Source organism: Streptomyces sp. cg36, assembly GCF_041080675.1.
Lineage (GTDB): Bacteria > Actinomycetota > Actinomycetes > Streptomycetales > Streptomycetaceae > Streptomyces.
Map to the genome: position 1 here is coordinate 758,613 of NZ_CP163520.1, position 19,189 is coordinate 777,801.

Annotated in this window: 20 protein-coding genes and 1 pseudogene; 8 read left to right on the forward strand and 13 right to left on the reverse strand. The window is 74.6% G+C overall.

Features of this window, described 5'->3' with window-relative positions:
* Positions 1-2: 2 nt before the first annotated feature.
* On the reverse strand, positions 3-383 hold the full coding sequence (locus AB5J87_RS03360) for an ATP-binding protein (protein ID WP_369373729.1): 381 nt from the start codon (positions 381-383) through the stop codon (positions 3-5).
* Positions 384-649: 266 nt separating this feature from the next.
* Positions 650-1,645: an alpha/beta hydrolase gene (locus AB5J87_RS03365; RefSeq protein ID WP_369373731.1), complete on the reverse strand. Its 996-nt coding sequence runs from the start codon at positions 1,643-1,645 to the stop codon at positions 650-652.
* Between the two features lie 300 nt (positions 1,646-1,945).
* Here AB5J87_RS03365 and AB5J87_RS03370 point away from each other — a divergent pair, with 300 nt between their 5' ends.
* The gene (locus AB5J87_RS03370) at positions 1,946-3,643 is read left to right on the forward strand and encodes a sigma-70 family RNA polymerase sigma factor (protein ID WP_369373733.1); all 1,698 of its coding nucleotides are present in this window, start codon (positions 1,946-1,948) and stop codon (positions 3,641-3,643) included.
* A 7-nt stretch (positions 3,644-3,650) separates the two neighbouring features.
* On the opposite strand, the gene AB5J87_RS03375 is transcribed toward AB5J87_RS03370, so the two are convergent.
* From AB5J87_RS03375 to AB5J87_RS03395, 5 genes are all read right to left on the reverse strand, one after another.
* Positions 3,651-5,738 (reverse strand): SpoIIE family protein phosphatase, encoded by a 2,088-nt coding sequence (locus tag AB5J87_RS03375; protein WP_369373735.1) that lies wholly within the window; start codon positions 5,736-5,738, stop codon positions 3,651-3,653.
* A gap of 144 nt (positions 5,739-5,882) precedes the next feature.
* Positions 5,883-6,866: a xanthine dehydrogenase family protein subunit M gene (locus AB5J87_RS03380; RefSeq protein WP_369373737.1), complete on the reverse strand. Its 984-nt coding sequence runs from the start codon at positions 6,864-6,866 to the stop codon at positions 5,883-5,885.
* On the reverse strand, positions 6,863-7,399 hold the full coding sequence (locus AB5J87_RS03385) for a 2Fe-2S iron-sulfur cluster-binding protein (protein ID WP_369383341.1): 537 nt from the start codon (positions 7,397-7,399) through the stop codon (positions 6,863-6,865). The genes AB5J87_RS03380 and AB5J87_RS03385 overlap by 4 nt, the downstream gene beginning before the upstream one ends.
* Positions 7,400-7,679: 280 nt before the next feature.
* A complete protein-coding gene (locus AB5J87_RS03390; protein ID WP_369373739.1) occupies positions 7,680-8,036 on the reverse strand; it encodes a PRC-barrel domain-containing protein in 357 nt (118 codons plus the stop codon).
* A gap of 84 nt (positions 8,037-8,120) precedes the next feature.
* Positions 8,121-8,282: a hydrophobic protein gene (locus AB5J87_RS03395; protein ID WP_369373741.1), complete on the reverse strand. Its 162-nt coding sequence runs from the start codon at positions 8,280-8,282 to the stop codon at positions 8,121-8,123.
* Positions 8,283-8,608: 326 nt separating this feature from the next.
* Here AB5J87_RS03395 and AB5J87_RS03400 point away from each other — a divergent pair, with 326 nt between their 5' ends.
* Positions 8,609-10,912 carry a family 20 glycosylhydrolase gene (locus tag AB5J87_RS03400; protein ID WP_369373743.1) on the forward strand — a complete coding sequence of 768 codons (2,304 nt, stop codon included), beginning with the start codon at positions 8,609-8,611 and terminating at the stop codon, positions 10,910-10,912.
* Here AB5J87_RS03400 and AB5J87_RS03405 read toward each other — a convergent pair whose 3' ends face one another.
* The 5 genes from AB5J87_RS03405 to AB5J87_RS03425 all read right to left on the reverse strand — a co-directional run bounded on the left by AB5J87_RS03405 (position 10,913) and on the right by AB5J87_RS03425 (position 14,692).
* Complete coding sequence (locus AB5J87_RS03405; protein WP_369373745.1) at positions 10,913-11,383, reverse strand: universal stress protein; 471 nt, start codon at positions 11,381-11,383, stop codon at positions 10,913-10,915. It lies immediately after the preceding gene.
* 6 nt (positions 11,384-11,389) lie between these two features.
* Positions 11,390-12,646 (reverse strand): SLC13 family permease, encoded by a 1,257-nt coding sequence (locus tag AB5J87_RS03410; RefSeq protein WP_369383342.1) that lies wholly within the window; start codon positions 12,644-12,646, stop codon positions 11,390-11,392.
* 92 nt (positions 12,647-12,738) lie between these two features.
* Entirely contained in the window at positions 12,739-13,242 is a 504-nt protein-coding gene (locus tag AB5J87_RS03415; protein WP_369373747.1) for an SLATT domain-containing protein, read from the reverse strand.
* A 55-nt stretch (positions 13,243-13,297) separates the two neighbouring features.
* Entirely contained in the window at positions 13,298-14,167 is an 870-nt protein-coding gene (locus AB5J87_RS03420) for an LLM class flavin-dependent oxidoreductase (RefSeq protein WP_369373749.1), read from the reverse strand.
* 57 nt (positions 14,168-14,224) lie between these two features.
* Entirely contained in the window at positions 14,225-14,692 is a 468-nt protein-coding gene (locus AB5J87_RS03425; protein WP_369373751.1) for a cytidine deaminase, read from the reverse strand.
* Between the two features lie 144 nt (positions 14,693-14,836).
* Here AB5J87_RS03425 and AB5J87_RS03430 point away from each other — a divergent pair, with 144 nt between their 5' ends.
* Positions 14,837-15,604 (forward strand): maleylpyruvate isomerase family mycothiol-dependent enzyme, encoded by a 768-nt coding sequence (locus AB5J87_RS03430; RefSeq protein WP_369373753.1) that lies wholly within the window; start codon positions 14,837-14,839, stop codon positions 15,602-15,604.
* 112 nt (positions 15,605-15,716) lie between these two features.
* Here AB5J87_RS03430 and AB5J87_RS03435 read toward each other — a convergent pair whose 3' ends face one another.
* Entirely contained in the window at positions 15,717-16,400 is a 684-nt protein-coding gene (locus tag AB5J87_RS03435) for a hypothetical protein (RefSeq protein WP_369373755.1), read from the reverse strand.
* 171 nt (positions 16,401-16,571) lie between these two features.
* Here AB5J87_RS03435 and AB5J87_RS03440 point away from each other — a divergent pair.
* From AB5J87_RS03440 to AB5J87_RS03460, 5 genes and pseudogenes are all read left to right on the forward strand, one after another.
* A pseudogene (locus tag AB5J87_RS03440) lies at positions 16,572-16,790 on the forward strand (FAD-dependent oxidoreductase); the annotation flags it as partial.
* Positions 16,791-16,909: 119 nt separating this feature from the next.
* Positions 16,910-17,710 (forward strand): GvpL/GvpF family gas vesicle protein, encoded by an 801-nt coding sequence (locus tag AB5J87_RS03445; protein WP_369373757.1) that lies wholly within the window; start codon positions 16,910-16,912, stop codon positions 17,708-17,710.
* Positions 17,688-17,924 (forward strand): gas vesicle protein, encoded by a 237-nt coding sequence (locus AB5J87_RS03450; protein WP_369373759.1) that lies wholly within the window; start codon positions 17,688-17,690, stop codon positions 17,922-17,924. The genes AB5J87_RS03445 and AB5J87_RS03450 overlap by 23 nt, the downstream gene beginning before the upstream one ends.
* Positions 17,921-18,241: a gas vesicle protein K gene (locus AB5J87_RS03455; protein ID WP_369373761.1), complete on the forward strand. Its 321-nt coding sequence runs from the start codon at positions 17,921-17,923 to the stop codon at positions 18,239-18,241. Before AB5J87_RS03450 ends, AB5J87_RS03455 begins: the two co-directional genes overlap by 4 nt.
* The gene (locus AB5J87_RS03460; protein ID WP_369373763.1) at positions 18,238-19,167 is read left to right on the forward strand and encodes a cation diffusion facilitator family transporter; all 930 of its coding nucleotides are present in this window, start codon (positions 18,238-18,240) and stop codon (positions 19,165-19,167) included. The genes AB5J87_RS03455 and AB5J87_RS03460 overlap by 4 nt, the downstream gene beginning before the upstream one ends.
* The last annotated feature ends 22 nt before the right edge of the window (positions 19,168-19,189 follow it).

The following is a 19,189-nucleotide window of genomic DNA, read 5'->3' on the forward strand; positions in this document are numbered from 1 at the left end:
GCTCAGCCGAGGGCGAGCAGCACCTGGATGCGTTTGCCGCCGGAGGGCAGCGCGCTGACGCTGACGCTGCTGGCGAGCCGGCAGACCATCGGCCAGCCGTAGCCGCCCGGAGCGAAGTCGTCCTCCTTCACCCGGGCCGTCGGCAGGTCCGCGCTGGCGTCCTCGACGACCAGCCGCAGCCCCATGCCGTCCGGTGTCCGCTCGTACGCCGCTTCGAAGCCGGTCAGACCGCCCGCGTGCCGCAGGGCGTTGGTGACCAGCTCCGAGGTGACCAGGAGCGCGTCCGCCACCACCGGGTCGCGTGCCGCCGCCGGGGCCGCACCGCGCACCTGGTCGAGCAGGACCCGTACACGGCCGCGTGCCTCCGCCGCGTCGGCGGGCACCGTGCCGGTCCTCCCGGGTGGTAGTGCCGTCCCACCGCTCACTTGCCTGCCCCCGTCCGCGTGCGGAACCGTCCGTATTGTTCCGTCAGGCGCCTGCCCGGGATCCCCGGGACCAATCCCCTCGCTCCTGCCCCGGTGGCCGCCGCCCACACGGACGGCCCCGTCGCGACGGGGGACGCGACGGGGCCTGCCCTTCGGATGCCCCGGCACTCGGGGCGCACACCCGTGACCCGCGTCACACCGGGGTCGCGGGGGTGCGGGGCGGGTCAGGACGAGGGGGTGGGGGCGAGCATCCGCTTGCTGATCCAGTCCAGCGGCCCGTCACCGAGGGACTTGGCGTACTGGCGACCGCTGTGCTTGCCGTTCTGGATCATGTACAGATCGGTCTTGATCGGGCCCTTGCCGTACTTGGCGAGGAAGTCCTTCACGTTCTTCTGGCCGGACTCCCGCGTCCCCAGCATGATCGACAGGTTCACCTGGGGGCCGCCCTTCGCGATCAGCTTCTGGGCCAGCACCTCGGGGTTGTTGGCCTGCTTCTCCTTCTCGTGTCCGGCCCAGAACGGCGAGTCGGGGCGCGTGTCGGGCCCGCCCGCGATCGCCGCGCCGAACCGGTGCGGGTACTGGAACATCATCTTCATGCCGACGTAGCCGCCGGAGGAGGAACCGAAGAAGCCCCACCCCTTGGGGTCCTTGAAGGTGCGGAAGTTCTCCCGTACGAGGTCGGGGACGTCGTCCGACATCCAGGTGCCCATCTTGGGCTGGCCGGGGATGTCGCTGCCGTCCCAGTAGTGCTTGCTGTCGGCGTTGAGGACCGGCATGATCACGACGAACGGCAGGCTCCGGCCCTTCTTCGCCTGTTCGGCGATGGTCTCCTGGAGCTTGAGGTCGCCGCCGTACCAGTAGTTGCTGGGGTAGCCGTTGCTGCCGGGAAGGGCGATGAGCACCGGGAAGGCGCTGTTCTTGTACTTTTCCTCGAAGTACTCCTTGGGGGCCCAGGCCCACACCTTGCCCTCGAAGCCGGACTTCTTGCCCTTGAGGGTGGTCCGTACGACCTTGGTGCCGTCGGCGAGTTCGCGCTGCTCGCTCCAGTCGCGCGGGTTGGTCGGCAGCTGCACGTTGCTGCGCGCGGGCTGGGCCCGCTGCCCCGGCTTGGCGTCTTGGCCGCCGAAGCTCACCGGGTCGTTGTCCTTGGAGCACCCCGACACCAGCAGGGTGGAACCGAGGGCGAGCACCGCAACCAGTGCCGTGGACGCGCGCTTCATAAGAGGGACTCCGCAATCGTCGGGACGTGCGCTGCAGGAGACGACGTCGTGCTCCGGGACGGCCGGGTTTGCCCGCCCGGGCAAACAGATGCATACCGGACCCCACTCGTTCCCGGATGTGTGCTGTGATCCCACTCACCCGCCCGGAACCCGCCCGTCCGGCGCAGCGCGCCGCACGGTGGCGGAGAAAATCTTCGCGGGTTTCCGTTATCCGGCCGGCGCCGCGCCCTCTCCCAAGGTGACAGGAGCGGCCGGCCCCGGCGGGGCCGACCGCGGTGACCCCGGGAGAGTGGACGAGGCGTGGACAGTGAGTACGGGACGGCACGGGTCGCGGCGGCGCGGGCCGGAGACCAGCAGGCCCAGGACGAGCTCGTCGCGGCCTGCCTGCCGCTGGTCTACAACATCGTCGGGCGGGCGCTGAACGGGCACGCCGACGTCGACGACGTGGTCCAGGAGAGCGTCCTGCGGATGCTCGACGGGCTGCCCGGCCTGCGCGATCCCGCGAGCTTCCGGTCCTGGCTGGTCGCCATCACCATGAACCAGCTGCGCCAGTACTGGCAGCGGGCCCGCACCCGGCCGGACGGTACCGCCATCCACGAGACGGGCGAGCTCACCGACCCGGGCGCCGACTTCGTGGATCTGACGATCCTGCGGCTCGGGCTCTCCGGCCAGCGCCGGGAGGCCGCGGAGGCGACCCGCTGGCTGGAGCCCGAGGACCGCGAACTGCTGTCGCTGTGGTGGCTGGAGACGGCCGGGTTCCTCACCCGCGCCGAGGTCGCCGACGCCCTGGAGCTGACCCCGCAGCACACGGCCGTACGGGTGCAGCGCATGAAGGAGCGGCTCGACGCGTCGCGCGCGGTGGTGCGCACCCTCGCGGTCGCCCCGCGCTGCCACGAGCTGACCGGACTGCTCTCGCTGTGGGACGGCGTGCCGTCCGCGCTGTGGCGCAAGCGCGTCAGCCGGCACACCCGTGCGTGTCTCACCTGCTCCGGATACGGCGGCGGGCTCGTGCCGGCCGAGGGACTGCTCGCCGGGCTCGCGCTGGTGCCGGTCGCCTCGACGGCCGCCCTGTTCGCGGCGCTCGCCGCCCACCGGGGCGCGGCGAGCATGCCCATGGCCCACGGCACGCCCGACCCGTCCGGCGCCCCGCGGCCCGCCGCGGCCGGGCGGCACCGCCAGGCCCCGCGCGCCCGGGGCGGCCACGCGGCGCGGGCCGGGCAGGACGAGGCCGTCACCCGGGGCGAACGGCGCCGGGACCGGGACCGCATCCGGCGGCGACGTCGGGCGGCGGCCGTCCTGGCGGGCGCGACCGCGATAGGCGGCCTGGCCGTGGTCATCCAGATCTCCACGGACTCCGCCGCCCCGGAGCGCTCCGCGCTGGACGCACCGGCCGGCGCCGCCGTCACCGCGCTCGGCTCCGGCGGCGCCACGACCCCCGCTCCGGCGCCGAACGCCTCCTCCGACTCGCCCTCCCGCAAGCCGAGTTCATCGCCCTCGCCGTCCCGCTCGGCCACCGCGTCGAAGTCGCCCGCGCACTCCCCCTCGCCGCGCGCCGCCGCCTCCCGCCCGGCCCCCACCCGCACCCGCAGCGCCCCGGGCGGCCTCGCCCAGCAGCCGTCGTCGGGCGTCCAGCAGGTGATCGACCTGGTCAACGGCGAGCGCGCCAAGAACGGCTGCGGCCCGGTGACCGGCAACGCCCAGCTCGCCACCGCCGCCCAGCGCCACTCCGACAACATGGCGGCGCAGAACTTCTTCGACCACACCGACCCGAGCGGCGACGGGCCGGGCGAGCGCATCACGGCGGCCGGGTACCGGTGGTCGACGTACGGCGAGAACATCGCGCGCGGCCAGCAGGGCCCGGCGGACGTCATGAACTCCTGGATGAACAGCCCCGGCCACCGCGCGAACATCCTGAACTGCTCCTTCAAGGAGCTCGGCGTCGGGGTCCACTACGGCTCGGGCGGCCCCTGGTGGACCCAGGACTTCGGGGCGCGCTGAGCGCGGGTCAGCGCGGCGGGCCGAGCGGGCGGGCCCGCGCGATGAGCAGCGCCACGTCGTCGTGGGTGTCCGGGCGGCGCAGCGCCGCCAGGAGGTAGTCGCAGGTCTCCTCCAGCGGGCGGCTCGGACCGGTCAGCAGATCGGTGAGGGTGGCGAGGCGGGTGTCGATGTCCTGGTCGCGGGTCTCGATCAGGCCGTCGGTGTACAGGACGAGGTCCTCGCCCTCGTGGAAGGGGACGATCCGGGACGCGAAGGGCACGCCGCCCACTCCCAGCGGCGCGCCGGTGGGCAGGTCCAGCAGGCGCGGCGGGCGGCCGGGGCGCAGGTGCACCGGCGGCGGGTGTCCGGCGGTGGCGATGTGGCAGCGCTGGGTGTGCGGGTCGTACAGGGCGTAGATGCAGGTGGCGGTGGCGTCGCCGAGGTCGGCGGTGGCCGTGTCCAGATGGGTGAGCACGGTCGCCGGGTCGAGGTCGAGGCGGGCCAGGGCGCGGGCGGTGGTGCGCAACTGGCCCATGGTGGCAGCCGCGTTGATCCCGCTGCCCATCACGTCGCCGACGACCAGGACGGTGCGGTCGCCGGTGAGCGCGATGACGTCGAACCAGTCGCCGCCGGTCTCGTCGTCGGCGGCGGCGGGCTGGTAGCGGTACGCGATGTCCAGGCCCCGGGGCGCGGCGGGGGCCTGGGGCAGCAGGTGCCGCTGGAGGGTGAGCGCCGTCTCGCGCTGGCGCTGGTACCAGCGGGCGTTGTCGATGGACACGGCGGCGCGGGCGGCCAGTTCGGTGGCGAGCAGCACGTCGTCCTGGCTGAAGGGGGCGGGGTTGCGGGCGCGCTTGAGGTCGAGCGCGCCCAGCACCTGGCCGCGCGCGATGAGCGGCACGGCCAGATAGGAGTGGACCCCGGCCGCGTCCAGGAGGTGGACCGCGTCCGCGTCGCGGGCGATGCGCGGCAGGTCCTGCGGTCTGACGTGCGGGACGAGGACCGGGCGGCCGGTGCGGGCGCACTGGGTGACCAACCGCGCGGGGCCGTACAGCGCGACGTCGCCGACCGGGTCCGCGGCCTCGGCGGCCGGGGTGGGATAGGCGGCGTTCAGGGCGAGCGCCCGGAACCGCACCGGACCGCTGCCCTCGCGCTCCCCCGGCCGGGGCCCGGCCAGCACGGTGTCGAGGACGTCCACGGCCGCGATGTCCGCGACCTCGGGCACCGCGACGTCGGCCAGCTCGCGGGCGGTGACCTCCAGGTCGAGGGTGGTGCCGATGCGCACCGAGGCGTCCGCGATCAGCGACAGCCTGCGCCGGGCCTGCGCGGCCGACACGTCCGCCTCGTGCTGCTGGGTGACGTCGACCACGGACAGCGCGACGCCGATGACGTGGCGGGCCTGGTCGTCGAGGCGGTACACCGACACCAGCCAGGCGTGGTCGCGTCCGGGGTCGGCGGGGGTGCGTCCGGTGGTGAAGTCGTCCAGGAGGGGCCGGCCGGTCGCCATGACCTCACGCATCCGCGCCTCGACGGCCTTCCCGTCCAGGAACGGCAGCACCTCGGTGATCCGGCGGCCCAGGTGCTCGTCGGCCGGGATCCCGTTGATGCGCTCCAGGGCCGGGTTGACCAGCACGTACCGCAGTTCGGTGTCCAGGACGGCGAGGCCGATGGGCGACTGGTCGACCAGCCGCAGCGACAGCGCCAGATCGCGCTCCACCCGCAGCAGGGTGGCCTGTTCGGAGGCGAGGCCGAGCGCGAACATCCGGCCGTTGTCCGCTTCCAGCCGTACGTTGCGGAACTCCATCAGGAGCGTGGTGCCGTTCTTGTGCCGGACGGGGAAGACCCCGGCCCAGGTGCCCTCACCGGACATCACCCGGGTGAACAGTTCGAGGACCACGCCCCGGTGCTCCTCGTCCACCAGCACCTTCGCGGCGTGGCGGCCCAGCACCTCGCCGGCGGCGTAGCCGTAGACCTTCTGGGCCTGCGGGCTCCACAGCCGGATCCGGCCCTCGGAGTCGAGTACGACCGCGGCCACGCCGAGCACGTCGAGCAGCCCGCCCGCCACCATCGACGGGTCGCCGGCGCCCGGACCGGCCGGGGTGGACCGTGCTCCAGCCATCGCCGGCCTCCTCGCCCGTACGTTCCCGCGCGCGTCGCGCCGGCCGGCCGGGTCCGGGCCGATCGCCACCATTGCCCCTCCCATGCTGCCCCCGCGGGCCCGAGCGTGCGACCGGGCCTGCGCGGACGGGTGCGAAGACCGGTTTCAGGGTGCCGTGAGCGCGCCGAGGACGTCCCGGGCGAGGTCACGGGCGAGCGTCACCTTGTAGGCGTTGTCGCGCAGGGGTACGGCCTCGGCGAGTTCGGCCTCCACCGCCCGCGCGACCGACTCCGCCGTGGGGGCGGTGCCCAGCAGCGCGGCTTCCGTGCGCCGGGCGCGCCAGGGCCGGTGGGCCAGTCCGCCGAAGGCGACGGCCACGTGGCGGACCACGCCGTCCTCCAGCTGGACCACGGCGGCGACGGAGGCCAGCGCGAAGGCGTGGGAGGCCCGCTCGCGCGCCTTGCGGTAGCGGGTGACGGTCCCGTCCGGCAGCGGCGGCAGCAGTACGCCGGTGATCAGCTCGCCGGGCTCGATGACGGTGTCCCGCTCGGGCCGGTCCCCGGGCAGCCGGTGGAACTCGGTGGCGGGGACGCCGCGCCCGCCGCCGGGTCCCGCCAGCTCCACCACCGCGTCGAGTGCCGCGAGGGCCACGGCGAGGTCGGAGGGGTGGGTGGCGACGCAGTGGGCCGAGTGGCCGAGGACCGCGTGGTCCCGGTTGACTCCCTCCAGGGCGGCGCAGCCGCTGCCCGGCACGCGTTTGTTGCAGGCCCTGCCCAGGTCGTGGAAGTAGCCGCAGCGGGTGCGCTGGAGGAGGTTGCCCGCGGTGGTGGCCACATTGCGCAGCTGTCCGGAGGCGCCGCTGAGCACCGCCTGGGAGAGCACGGCGCGGCGGGCGCGGACGAGGGGGTGGGCGGCGAGGTCGCTGTTGCGCACGGTCGCGCCGATGCGCAGCCCCCCGTCGGGCAGCTCCTCGATCCGGTCCAGCGGCAGCCGGGTGATGTCGACGAGCAGTTCGGGGCGCTCCACACCGAGCCGCATCAGGTCGACCAGGTTGGTGCCGCCGCCCAGGTAGCGGGCCTCGGGGTGGGCTGCGTGGGCCGCCGCCGCCTCCGCGACCGTCCGGGGGCACACGTACTCCAGGGGTTTCACACGATCACCTCCCGCACGGCCTCCACGATCCGCGCCTGTGCCCCGCAGCGGCACAGATTGCCGTTGAGGCGTTCGCGTATCTCGGCGGTGGTCAGCCGCACCGGCGCGTCCACCGGCACGGTGGTGTCGGTGACGACGGACGGCTGGCCGGACCGGGCCTCGTCGAGCATGCCGACGGCCGAGCAGAGCTGGCCGGGGGCGCAGTCGTCGCAGCGCAGTTCGTCGCGGTCGTTGAACGCCCGCAGCAGGGGGTGGAGTTGACCGTCCTCGCCCGGCGCCCCGGCGAGTCCCTCCACCGTGACGACCTCGCGGCCGTCCTGGGCGACGGCGAGCAGCAGACAGCTGTTGACCCGGCGGTCGTCGAGCAGCACCGTGCAGGTGCCGCAGCGGCCCTGGTCGCAGCCCTTCTTCGAGCCGGTGAGGGCGAAGTGCTCGCGCAGCAGCTCCAGGAGCGTGGTGCGATGGTCGAGTTCGGCCGTACGGGTGACACCGTTGACGCGCAGGGTCACGCGCGAGTGCGTGGGCGGGAGCATGCCGCCCGTCCCGGTGCCCAATTCCGGGACGCCGCTGCGGGAGCCGGGTTCACCTGGGCCGTCGGTTGCTGGCATCGTGCGGTACTCCTCGTTCCGAAGCGGGCCGCGCCGCTCTGAGGGGGAGGCGCCGGCACCGCCTCGTCCACCCTCGTACACCCGGACCGCCCCGGCATCTCGGCGGCCGGTCCGGTACGGCGGGCGGGGGGGGGGGCCGGGAGGGTGTCCCGGTAGGCCCCGCCGAAGCGCGTCCGTGCGGTGGTGCCGTGCTCCGTTCAGCCGGTCACACGACCGGCGGGCGGCCCCGGTAGTAGCCGCCGATCGACTCGTGGTACCCGGGGTCGCCGATGTGCTTGTCGCGGTCGAACTCGGGCGCGTCCTTGATCTCGGCCTTGGTGCGGTCGACGTAGACCTTCTTCTCCGCCGCGTCGAGCCGTGTCACGGTCCCGGCGGGCAGCAGCACGTGCTTGCCGAAGATCCACACGCCGGTGTCGACCACCAGGTAGGCGGAGCCGACCTCGTCGGAGTGCTTGTCGACCTTGCCGATGGAACCGTCGGTCGCCTCCACGCTCCAGCCGCGCAGATCGGCGCCCGCCAGATGGCCGCTGGTGGCCGGGTAGCCCCAGATGTTCTCGGTCATGAGAAACGACTCCTTCGTATTTCACTGAAGTGCGGTGCGGTGCGGGTTCCCGGGTTCTCCGGGCCGACACATCGGAATTTCGATTTACCACCGATACCAGCGGCCGGTGCCGCCCCGGGGGCGCGCGACAAAGCCGATCAGCCACATGACCAGCACGAAGATCGCGACCCACCACAGGATCTTGACGGCGAATCCGGCACCGAAGAGCAGCAGCGCCAGCAGCAGAACGAGCAGCAACGGAATCATGTAATTTACCTCCCCTCGCCGAGTTCCCCGCTTTCCTGGCCGCACACGTCACGGAATGCGAAGGTCGTCGGACGTCCACCGCGGTCCTTCGGCCGCCGGGCCGACCGGGGCTTCGCCGGACGCGGTGGGGGTGTGCGGGCCGGCGGGTCGGGAGCGGCCCGACGGACCGCCGCCATGCTCGATTACGCGCGTTCCAGCGGCTTTTCGAGCATCCATTGACATGAATGGCGGGCTGCGCTGCACTTTGTGCGCCACTCCCCTCGGCGACGGCGGACCGGAGGAGACGCCCGGCGCCGCCCCGCCCTTCCCATCACCAGGGACACTCCATGCGACTGCTCAGATTTCTGATCGCCGCGGTCTGCGCGGCAGCCGCACTCGCCCTGCCCACCTTCCCCGCGAGCGCCGCGCCCCCGGCCGCCGCGGCGCTGCCGCAGACGGTCCCGGCGCTGCGCCAGTGGACGGCCGGAACCGGCACGTACACCTTCACCGGCACCAGCAGGATCGCCGTCGACCCGGCCCATTCCGCCCAACTCGCCGACGAGGCCGCCACGTTCGCCGACGACCTGACCGCCCAGACCGGGCGCACGGTGGCCGTCGTCACCGGGGCCCCGGCCACCGGCGACATCGCGCTGACCCTCGGGGACGCCGCCCTGCCCGCCGAGGGCTACCGGATGAACGTCGGCCCGGCGATCACCGTCCGGGCGGGCACCGCGGCCGGCGCGTTCTACGGCACCCGCACGGTGCTCCAACTCCTGCGCCAGTCCTCCTCGTTGCCCGCCGGGACCGCCGTGGACTGGCCCGTCAAGGCCGAGCGCGGACTCATGATCGACCAGGGCCGGAAGTTCTTCACGGTCGCCTGGGTGCGGCAGCACATCAAGGAGCTGGCCTACCTCAAGCTCAACTACTTCCACTTCCACCTCTCCGACACCTTCGGCTTCCGGCTGGAGAGCTCCACCCACCCGGAGATCGTCTCCGCCGACCACTACTCCAAGCAGGACATCGCCGATCTGGTGGCGCTGGGCCGCAAGTACCACGTCACGATCGTTCCCGAGATCGACACCCCGGGGCACATGAACGCCGTCCTGGCCGCCCACCCCGAGCTGAAGCTCAAGAACAGCTCCGGCACCGCCAGCGCGGAGTTCATCGACCTCTCGCTGCCCGGCTCGTACGCCCTGATCAAGGACCTGGTCAACGAGTACCTGCCGCTGTTCCCCGCCCCGTACTGGCACATCGGCGCCGACGAGTACGTCACGGACTACGGCAGCTACCCCCAGCTGCTCAGCTACGCCCGCGCCCACTACGGCGCCGGGGCCACCGCCAAGGACACCTACTACGGCTTCGTGAACTGGGCCGACGAGCTGGTCCGCGCCGCGGGCAAGACCACCCGGATGTGGAACGACGGCATCAAGTCGGGCGACGGCACGGTCACCCCGAACGCGGACATCCTGGTCGAGTACTGGTACGACTACGGCCTCACGCCCCAGCAGTTGGCGGCGGCCGGGCACACCGTGGCCAACGAGTCATGGACGCCCACCTACTACGTCCTCGGAGGCGCCAAGCCCGACACCAAGTGGATGTACGAGACGTGGACGCCGGACCTCTTCCAGGGCGGCAGCACGCTCACCGACCCGGCCCGCAACCCCGGTTCGCTGCTGCACGTCTGGTGCGACAACCCGGGCGCCGAGACGGAGGACCAGATCGCCGCCGGGATCATGTACCCGCTGCGCGGGCTGGCCCAGCAGACCTGGGGCTCGCCCAAACCCGTGAGCACCTACGCCGCGTTCACCCCGATCGTGGCGGCGGTCGGCCACAACCCGGCCTGGCCCGGACTCGCCCAGCCCGGCAACCTCACCCGCAACCGGCCCACCACGGCGTCCAGTACCGAGACCGCGAACTTCCCGGCCGCGTCCGCCACCGACGGCGACCCCGCGACCCGCTGGTCCAGCGCCTACAGCGACCCGCAGTGGCTCCAGGTCGACCTGGGCTCCGGCCAGGACATCGGCAGGGTGGTGCTGCGCTGGGAGGCCGCGTACGGGAAGTCCTTCCAGCTCCAGCTCTCCGACGACGCCACCACCTGGCGCACGCTCTACTCCACCACCACCGGCACGGGCGGCGTCCAGGACCTCACCGGCCTCTCCGGCCACGGCCGCTATCTGCGGCTGTACGCCACACAGCGCGGCACGTCCTACGGCTACTCGCTGTACGAGTTCGAGGCGTACGCCGGCACGCTCGGCGGCACCCGCACCCTGACCTCGGGCGGCAAGGCGCTGGACGACCCGGCGAGCTCCACCGCCCCCGGCACCCAGCTGATCACCTGGACCCCGCACGGCGGCCCCAACCAGCAGTGGCAGCTCACCCCCAACGGCGACGGCAGCCACACCCTGGTCAACGGCGCCTCCAAGCTGTGCGCGGACGTCTCCGGCTCCGGGTCGGGGGCCGCCGTGGTCCAGGCCGCCTGCGACGGCCGCGACAGCCAGCACTGGCGGTTCACGGGGCTGGGCGGGGCACGGTTCTCGGTGGCCAACCAGAGCAGCGGGCTGCTGCTGACCACCGCCTCGGGCGCGGACGGCGCCCCGGTCACCCAGCGGACGGCCGACGGCTCCGCCGCCCAGGAGTGGCAGCTCGCCTGATCAGTGCGGCGGCGACGCCCCCGGCACCGGTTCCGGCCAGACCAACAGGACCGGGCAGGGGGCGTGGTCGACGACGAAGCGGGCGGCGGGGCCGAGGCTCTTGGGGCCCGGGCGGCCGCGGTCGCCGTCGCGCGCGAGCACCAGCAGTGCGGCGCCCTCGGCCGCGGCCACCACCTCGTGCCCGGTCCGCCCGGTGCGCTCCACGCTCCGGCACGGACGGCCCAGCCGCTCGGCCGCGGCACGCAGCAGCTCGCGCGCCGAGGCGTCCGCGAGGCTCTCCAGCCGGGTGCCGGGGTCGCGTTCGGGGTGGCCCCGGCCGAGCAGACCGGCGTAGGCGCCGTGGGCGACGCCCGGGACGTCGTGGCCGGTGACGTGGAGCAGCACCACGTCGGCGCCGTCCGCCGTGTGGGCGCGGGCCGCGTCCACACAGGCCGGCCAGGAGCCGTCGGTGATCCAGACGACGACGGTCATGACGCATCAGCCTCCGAGCACGTGCAGCGACCCCCACAGTGCCAGCACCGCGAGCGTCAGGGCGAGCGGCACGACGAGCAGCCCGAGCCGGGTGAACTCGCCGAGGTCCACGTCGCTGTCGTGCTCGCGCACGATCCGCCGCCACAGCAGCGTCGCCAGCGACCCGGCGTACGTCAGATTGGGGCCGATGTTGACGCCGAGCAGCACCGCGAGCACCGCGCCGGGTCCGGTCGGCGCGGTCAGCGGCAGCAGGACGAGCACGGCGGGCAGGTTGTTGATGACGTTGGCCAGGACCGCGGCCAGCGCGGCCACGCCCAGCAGCGCGGGCAGGCCGGTCCCGGCGGGCACCAGATGGGCGAGGCCGGAGGCCAGGCCGTTGTCGACGACCGCGCGCACCACGATGCCCAGGGCGAGCACGAAGGCCAGGAACGGCAGCGCCGTCGCCCGCACCAGCGCGGCCGGGGTGGTCCGGCGGCGCACCAGGGCGCGGACCGCGAGGACGAGCGCCCCCGCGGCGGCGGCCCACGCGGGGTCGATCCCCACCGCGGAGCTGAGCACGAACCCGCCGAGCGTCCCGGCGACCGTCAGCAGCGCGAACAGGGGCAGTTCGGGCGGTTCGCCGCCGGGCGGCGCCGGGGCGCCCGCGTCGAGGTCGCTCGCGAAGAAGCGCCGCAGCACGACGTACTCCACCCCGATCGCGACCACCCAGGGCAGCGCCATCAGCGCGGCGAACCGGGTGAAGGTCAGCCCGCTGGCCGCGAACGCCAGCAGATTGGTGAGGTTGGAGACGGGCAGCAGCAGCGACGCCGTGTTGGACAGATGGGTGCAGGCGTACACATGCGGCCTGGGCCGCACGTCCAGCCGGGCCGCGGTGGCGAAGACCACCGGCGTGAGCAGCACCACCGTGGCGTCCAGGCTGAGGACGGCCGTGATGAGCGAGGCGACCGCGAAGACCTGGGCGAGGAGCCGGCGCGGTCTGCCCGCGGCGGTCCGGGCCATCCAGGCGCCGCAGGCGTGGAAGAGTCCGTCGTCGTCGCAGAGCTGGGCGAGGACGAGCACGGCCGCCAGGAATCCGATGACCGGGCCCAGCCGTTCGGCCTCGGCCCGCGCGTGGTCCAGGGAGATCGCCCCGCAGGCGACCACGGCTCCGGCGGCGGGCACCGCCACCACCGCCTCCGGCCAGCCCCACGGCCGTACCACGGCGCAGACCAGCACCGCGATGAGCAGCCCCGCCGACACGACCTCAGCACCCCAGGTGTTCAGGGCCAACTCCTCGCAGACAACGCCAGTGATCAGCCCCCATGGAAGCAGATGTCCGCGCCGGGGCCGCACACCCGCCCGGGGGCGCCCGAACCCTATCCGGCGGCCGGGCCCCCGGGCGGGGGCGTCCCCGGGACCGGGCCGCCGGGCGGCGGGCCCGGGTGGAGGCCGCGGCGCCCGGCGGCCCAGTTCTGGAGCTCGGTCGTGGCGACGGCCTCGACCTCTTCGAGCAGCCGTTCGCGCACGGCCTCGTCCCGCTCGCCCTCGGGGACGAGCCGGTAGCGCCGGATCGCCATGCGCAGCCGCAGCCAGGCCTCGGCGGCGAGCACGTGCCGCTCCGAGTGGTTGAAGACCTGGCGGAACCCGCCGATGAAGACGGTGAGTCCGGCCAGGGTGGCGGTGACGGCCGGGGGCGCCTGGATGCCCGCGGCGACCACGGTGGCGCCGCCGGTGAGGAGCGCGCTCAGCTCGGTGGCCCAGTGCTGGCGCCGGGCCCGGTCGCGGGCGCGCGCGTACCAGTCCAGGTCCTTGAGGGCGTGTTCGAGCAGCGGGTCGGCAACCGGCTCGGGCCGCTGGGGCGTTCGTCCGTGTATCTGCACGCGAGTATGCTCCCCCGGCGCCCGGCCGTACGCGAACCCCGCCCCCGCCGGGCGGTCAGCGGGCGACGAGCGGGCGCACCCGCTCGGCCGTGAAGCGGACGAACGCCTCGGTGTCCGGCTCGTCCGCGGTGGGTTCCAGGATCACGCTGTCGGCGCCCGCCTCGGCGAGCCGCTCGACCGCGTCGGCGACGGCCGCCGCGTCCCCGGCGACGCCGAAGGCTTCTCCGTCCTTCTTCGCGGCGAGTTCGCCCCGCAGCCGTTCGGCGGCGTCGGGGCCGGTGGCCGCGAGCAGGTAGACGACCACCCGGTGGGCGTCGGCGCGCCCGGCCGCCGTCCGGCCCTCGTCGATGAGTTCCCGGGCCCGGCGCACCCCGTGCGGGCCGGTGCCCGCGACCAGGACGCTGCCGTCGGCCGCCTCGCCCGACAGCCGCAGGGTGCGCGGGCCGGTCGCGCCGGACAGCACGGGGGCGGCGCCGTGCGGCGGATAGTCCAGGGCGACCGCGTCCAGCCGCACATAGCGGCCGTCGGTGCTGACGCTCTCGCCGCCCAACAGGGCGCGCAGCGCCGCGAGATGCTCCCGCAGCAGCGTGAGCGGCGACTCGGCGCGGGCGCCCACCTGCCCCATCCACTCCTGCACCCCGTGCCCGACCGCCAGGGTCACCCGCCCCGGGAAGAGGCGGTGCAAGGTGGCCGCCTCCATCGCGGTCAGGGCGGCGTTGCGCAGCGGTACGGGCAGGAGCCCCACCCCGACGCGCAGCCGCTCGGTCCAGGCGAGGGCGGCGGCGGCACTGGCGATGCCGCTCTCCAGGAAGCAGTCCTCCCAGAGCCAGAGTTCGTCCAGTCCGGCGGCCTCGGCGCCGCGGGCGACGGGGCGGAGGCGTTCGGGGGCGTTCTGCGGGCGGAAGACCGCGCCTACTGTGGTCATGGCGGGGTAACTCCCCCGGTCGGCCGCGAGCGAAACGACGGCCGGGGCGGGAACGGCCTAGGAGTGCTCCGGGCCCGCGGCCCGGTACGCCGTCGAGCCCCCGTCGGGGCTCCACGCGGTCACGAACGGCATGAGGTCGCCGATCCGTACGCTGCCGACTCCGGCATCGCCCTCGGCGCCCGTCGGGAGCAGGACGCGGATCCCGGGGTGGTAGTCGTACAGCACCTGCCGGTCCCGGCCGCAGGGGCCGATGACGCCCCGGCCGAGGTTGCCGACGGCCACGATCGTGGTGAGCTCGCGGGCCCCGCTCGCCCGGGCGTTGCCGAGGGCGACCAGTTCCGCGCAGGGGCCGCCGGTGAAGTGGTAGACGTTGATGCCGCCGTGCAGGGTGCCGTCGGCCGCGCGCACGGCGGCGCCCATCGTGTGGACGCCGTCCTCCCCGTCGGTGTTCGCGTCGACGATGGCCCGGGCGTAGGCGACGAGTTCACGGTCGGCCGCGGTGAGTTCTCGGATCGGAATGCGCATGGCCGCAGGTTACGGAGGTGCGGGGGCCGTCGCGACCGTGTTTCGCGGCCGGCCCGGCGCCGGTGCCCGGCCGCCCGTCGTCGGCCGCGGCGGCTGTGGCAGGCTGCGGGGAGAGCCGAGCCGTACGCCAGGAGGCACCCCGCCATGAACACAGCCGATCCGCTCGACCACGGCGCGGCCGTCGCGGCGGAGACCGCCCGGTTCGCCGCCCTGGTCGAGGGCGCCGACCTCACGCTTCCCGTGCCGTCCTGTCCGGGCTGGACGCTCGCCGATCTGGTCCGGCACACGGGCGGCGCCCAGCGCATGTTCACCGGGCTGCTGCGCCACCGCGTCCAGGAGCGCCCCGCCACCCGTGAAGTGGACATGCGGCTGCCGGAGCACGAGGACGGCTATGCCGACTGGCTGGCCCGGGGCGCCGCCGAGGCGGCGGAGGTGTTCGCGGCGACCGACCTCGACGCGCCGATGTGGGTCTGGGGCGCGGACGGGCACGCCCGCTTCTGGGTGCGGCGGATGCTCTTCGAGACGCTGGTGCACCGGGTCGACGCGGAGCGGACGCTGGGGCGGCCCTTCGCGATCGACCGGGCGGCGGCGCGGGACGGCGTGGACGAGTTCCTGGTCAATCTGCCGTTCGCCGCGTTCTTCGCACCCGGGCTCGCCGCCCTGCGCGGCAGCGGCCAGCGGATCCGCTTCGTCTGCGCGGACGGCGGGGGCGAGTGGGTGGTGGCCCTGCGGCCGGACGGCTTCGGGCTGGTGACGGACGACGCGCGGGCGGACGCCGACGCGACGGTGCGGGCGGACGCGGCGGACCTGCTGCTGCTCCTGTACGGGCGCGTCGACCGTACGGCGGAAGCGGTGTCGGCCTCGGGGGACGAAGCGCTGCTCGACCTCTGGTTCGCCAACTCGGCGTTCTAGGGCCTGTCCGGGGGCCTGCCCTCCGGCGGCCGGGACGAGTTCCGCCGGACAGGCGCCGGCCGGACCGCGCCCGGCAGCCGTGGTCCGGGGGCCGACTGGCGCGGCACCGCCCTCACGCCGCGTCGCCCTCCAGCAGGTGCTGACGCACCTCGCGGAAGGTCCATGACCCGGCGTGCCGGGTGAACACCCAGACCAGGTCGAAGCGGTCCGGCCAGTCGGCGGGGACCCCGGGGGCGTCCGCGGCGCCGAGGGCGCGCACGATGGCCGGGATCCTGGAGTGCTCCCAGCAGATCAGCACCGGCCCCGGCGCCGACAGGGCGGCGGCGGCCAGCCGGGACTCCTGGCCCTCGGCGATCGAGACGTCGACGCGCTCGTGCACGGCCGCGGCCAGGGGCGCGACGGTCTGGCGCATCCGGTGGGCCCCGGCGTGCGGCCCGGTGTCCGCCGCCGCGAAGAGCGTGGCGGGCCGGGGCAGCGGCGCGGCCGGGCGACCCGGCGCGGCGACGAACAGCCCGGGCAGCGCCCGCGCCCGCCGCCAGCCGCGCGCGGTCAGCGACTTCTTGTCCCGGGTGCCGTCCTCGTCCCGGCCCGGCTCGCCCCCGCCGGGCTTCTCGCCGTGCCTGATGATCATGACGGTGGTGTCGGCACCCGCCGCGCCCGTCGGGGGCGGGGCGGTGGAGGTGCCCGGCCGGGCGCCGCCGTCCACGTCGCCGCCGCACCCCGCCAGCGCGAGCGGCACGGCCCCGATCAGTGCGGCCAGCACCGTACGCCGACCGACCCCGCTGACGACCGCCATCGCACACCCCCCGCACCGCGGGTCCGTCCCGCACCCCGCCAGACGGCGCGGACGGCCTCGGGGTTCCGTACGGGGGCGCCGCCGGGGGAGGTGTCGGGCACGTGTTTGACCCCGGCCGCCGAGGGCACGCGGGAAGCTCGTCCGCCCGCCCCCAGCCCACGGGAGCCGAACGTGACCACGTACGCGCCGGACCGACCCCGCGTCCTGATCGTCGGGGCCGGATTCGCCGGATACCAGGCCGCCCGCACCCTGCACCGACGGATGCGCGGCCGGGCCCGGATCACCCTCCTCAACCCCACCGACCACTTCCTCTACCTGCCGCTGCTCCCCCAGGTCGCCGCCGGGATCCTGGAGCCGCGCCGGATCACCGTCTCCCTCACCGGGACGCTGCCCGGGTTTGCCGCCCCCGGACGGGGCTACCCGGTACGTCTCGGACGTGAGGTGACGTGGCCGCGCGGGCGAACTCGAAGGACGCGACGGGCGCGACGCCGGCACGGAGGTGGAACGCGATGGCTGAGACGCTCTGGTACGTGTACGCGGTCACGCGGCCGTTCGACGCGCCGCTGCCCGAGGAGGCGCGCGGACTCGACGGACTGCCGCCCCGGCTGATCACCCACCGCGACCTGTGCGCGGCGGCGAGCCGGGTGCCGCCCGCGGAGTTCGGCACGGGCCCGCTGCGGGACCGCCTGGAGGACCTGGACTGGCTGGCGGCCACCGCCCGTACGCACCGGACGGTCGTCGCCGCGCTCTCCGCGGTCACCTGCGCGCTGCCGCTGCGGCTCGCCACCGTGTGCCGGGACACCGTGGGGGTGCACCGGCTGCTGGAGACGGGGCGCGAGAGCTTCGGATCGGCCCTGGAGCGGCTGGACGGACGGGTCGAATGGGGCGTCAAGGTGTACGCCGAGGGCGTCTTCGGCGAACCCGCGGCGCCGCCGGACGCGGCACCCGGCAACGGCCGGGGGTTTCTGCGCCGGCGCCTGGCGCAGCGCCAGGCGCGTGAGGACGTCTGGCGCCGGGCCGGGGTCGTCTCCCGCAGTCTGCACCGGGAGCTGTCGGGGCGCGCCGAGGCGGAGCGGCTGCACCGCCCGCAGAGCGCCCGGCTCTCGGGGCAGCCCGGCGAGAACGTCCTCAACGCCGTCTATCTGGTGCCGCGCGAGCGCAGCGCGGAGTTCGTCGCGGCCGTCGAGCACCTGGCGCCGCGCGACGGGGGCGTCCGCGTGGAGCTGACCGGCCCCTGGGCGCCCTACTCGTTCGCGGGCGACGCGGCCGGGGAGCGCGGAGGGGCCGGTGAGCACGACGACCGCCGCTGACGAGGTGCACGCCGGACGCGAACTCGCCCTCGTCGACCTCCTCGACCGAGTACTGGCGGGCGGGGTGGTCCTGGCGGGCGATCTGACGCTGCGCATCGCCGACGTCGATCTCGTACGGATCGACCTGCACGCGCTGGTCGGCTCGGTGAGCGCGGCGCTCCCCTCACCGTTCGAGGACGCGTACGGCACGGACGAGCACCGGGAGGGGACATGAGCGTGCGACGCCAAAGGCTGGAGGTGGACCCGGACGCGCTGGAGCGCGATCTGGCCCGGCTGGTGCTGACGGTGGTGGAGCTGCTGCGCCAGCTGATGGAGCGTCAGGCGCTGCGCCGGGTCGAGACCGGGGAGCTCACCGAGGAACAGGAGGACCGGATCGGTCTCACGCTGATGCTCCTGGAGGACCGGATGGCCGAGCTGACGCGGAGGTTCGGGCTGCGCCCCGAGGACCTCAACATCGACCTCGGCCCGCTGGGCCCGCTGCTGCCGCCCGTACGGCCCGGATCCGATGGCGGGGAGGCCGGGGCGGCATGAGCGCGAGCAAGGACTCCGGCACCCGGCTCACCGTGCTGGTGGCGCTCGGCGCCAATCTGCTCATCGCGGCGGCGAAGGCGGCCGGCGGCGCGCTGGCGGGCTCCCCGGCGCTGCTCTCCGAGGCGGCCCACTCCGTCGCGGACAGCCTCAACGAGGTCTTCCTGCTCGCCGCCCTGCGCCGCAGCCGCCGCCCGCCGGACCGGCGCCACCCCTTCGGCTACGGCAAGGAACGCTTCTTCTGGTCCCTGCTCGCCGCCGTCGGCATCTTCGTCATGGGCGGCTGCTTCTCCGTCTACCAGGGCGCGCGGGCGCTGCGTTCGGAGTCCCACGAGACGCACCAGGGGTACGTGGCCGGGCTCGTCGTCCTCGCGGTGGCGCTGCTCGCCGAGGGCGCCTCCCTGCTGCGGGCCCTGCACCAGGTGCGCGGGCAGCGGGGCGGCCTCGGCCGGGATCCCGCCCTGCGCACGGTCGTCGCCGAGGACGGTACGGCCGTGGTCGGCGTGCTCCTGGCGGCGGCCGGGATGGTGCTGCACCTGACGACCGGGCGGGCGGTGTGGGAGGGCGCGGCCTCGCTGGCGATCGGCCTGCTGCTCGGGTACGTCGCCTACCGGCTCGGCACCGACGCCCGCGACCAGCTGATCGGGGAGGCGGTCGACCCCGAGGCGCGGCGGCGCATCCGGGCGCTGCTGGCGGCGCAGCCGGAGATCGACGGCGTCGAGGCGCTCCTGACGATGCGGCTCGGCACGGACTCCGCCCTGGTCGCGGCCAGGGTCGATCTGGCGCCGGGGCTGGAGAGCGAGGAGATCGAGCGGGTCTGCGAGCGGATCAAGAGCTCGGTGGCTCATCTCTGGCCCGCGGCGGACCAGGTGTTCCTCGACGTCACGGACGCGCCCGCGGCGGACGGCCGAGAAGCGGCGCGGCCCTGAACCCGCGACCCTGCGCGGGTCC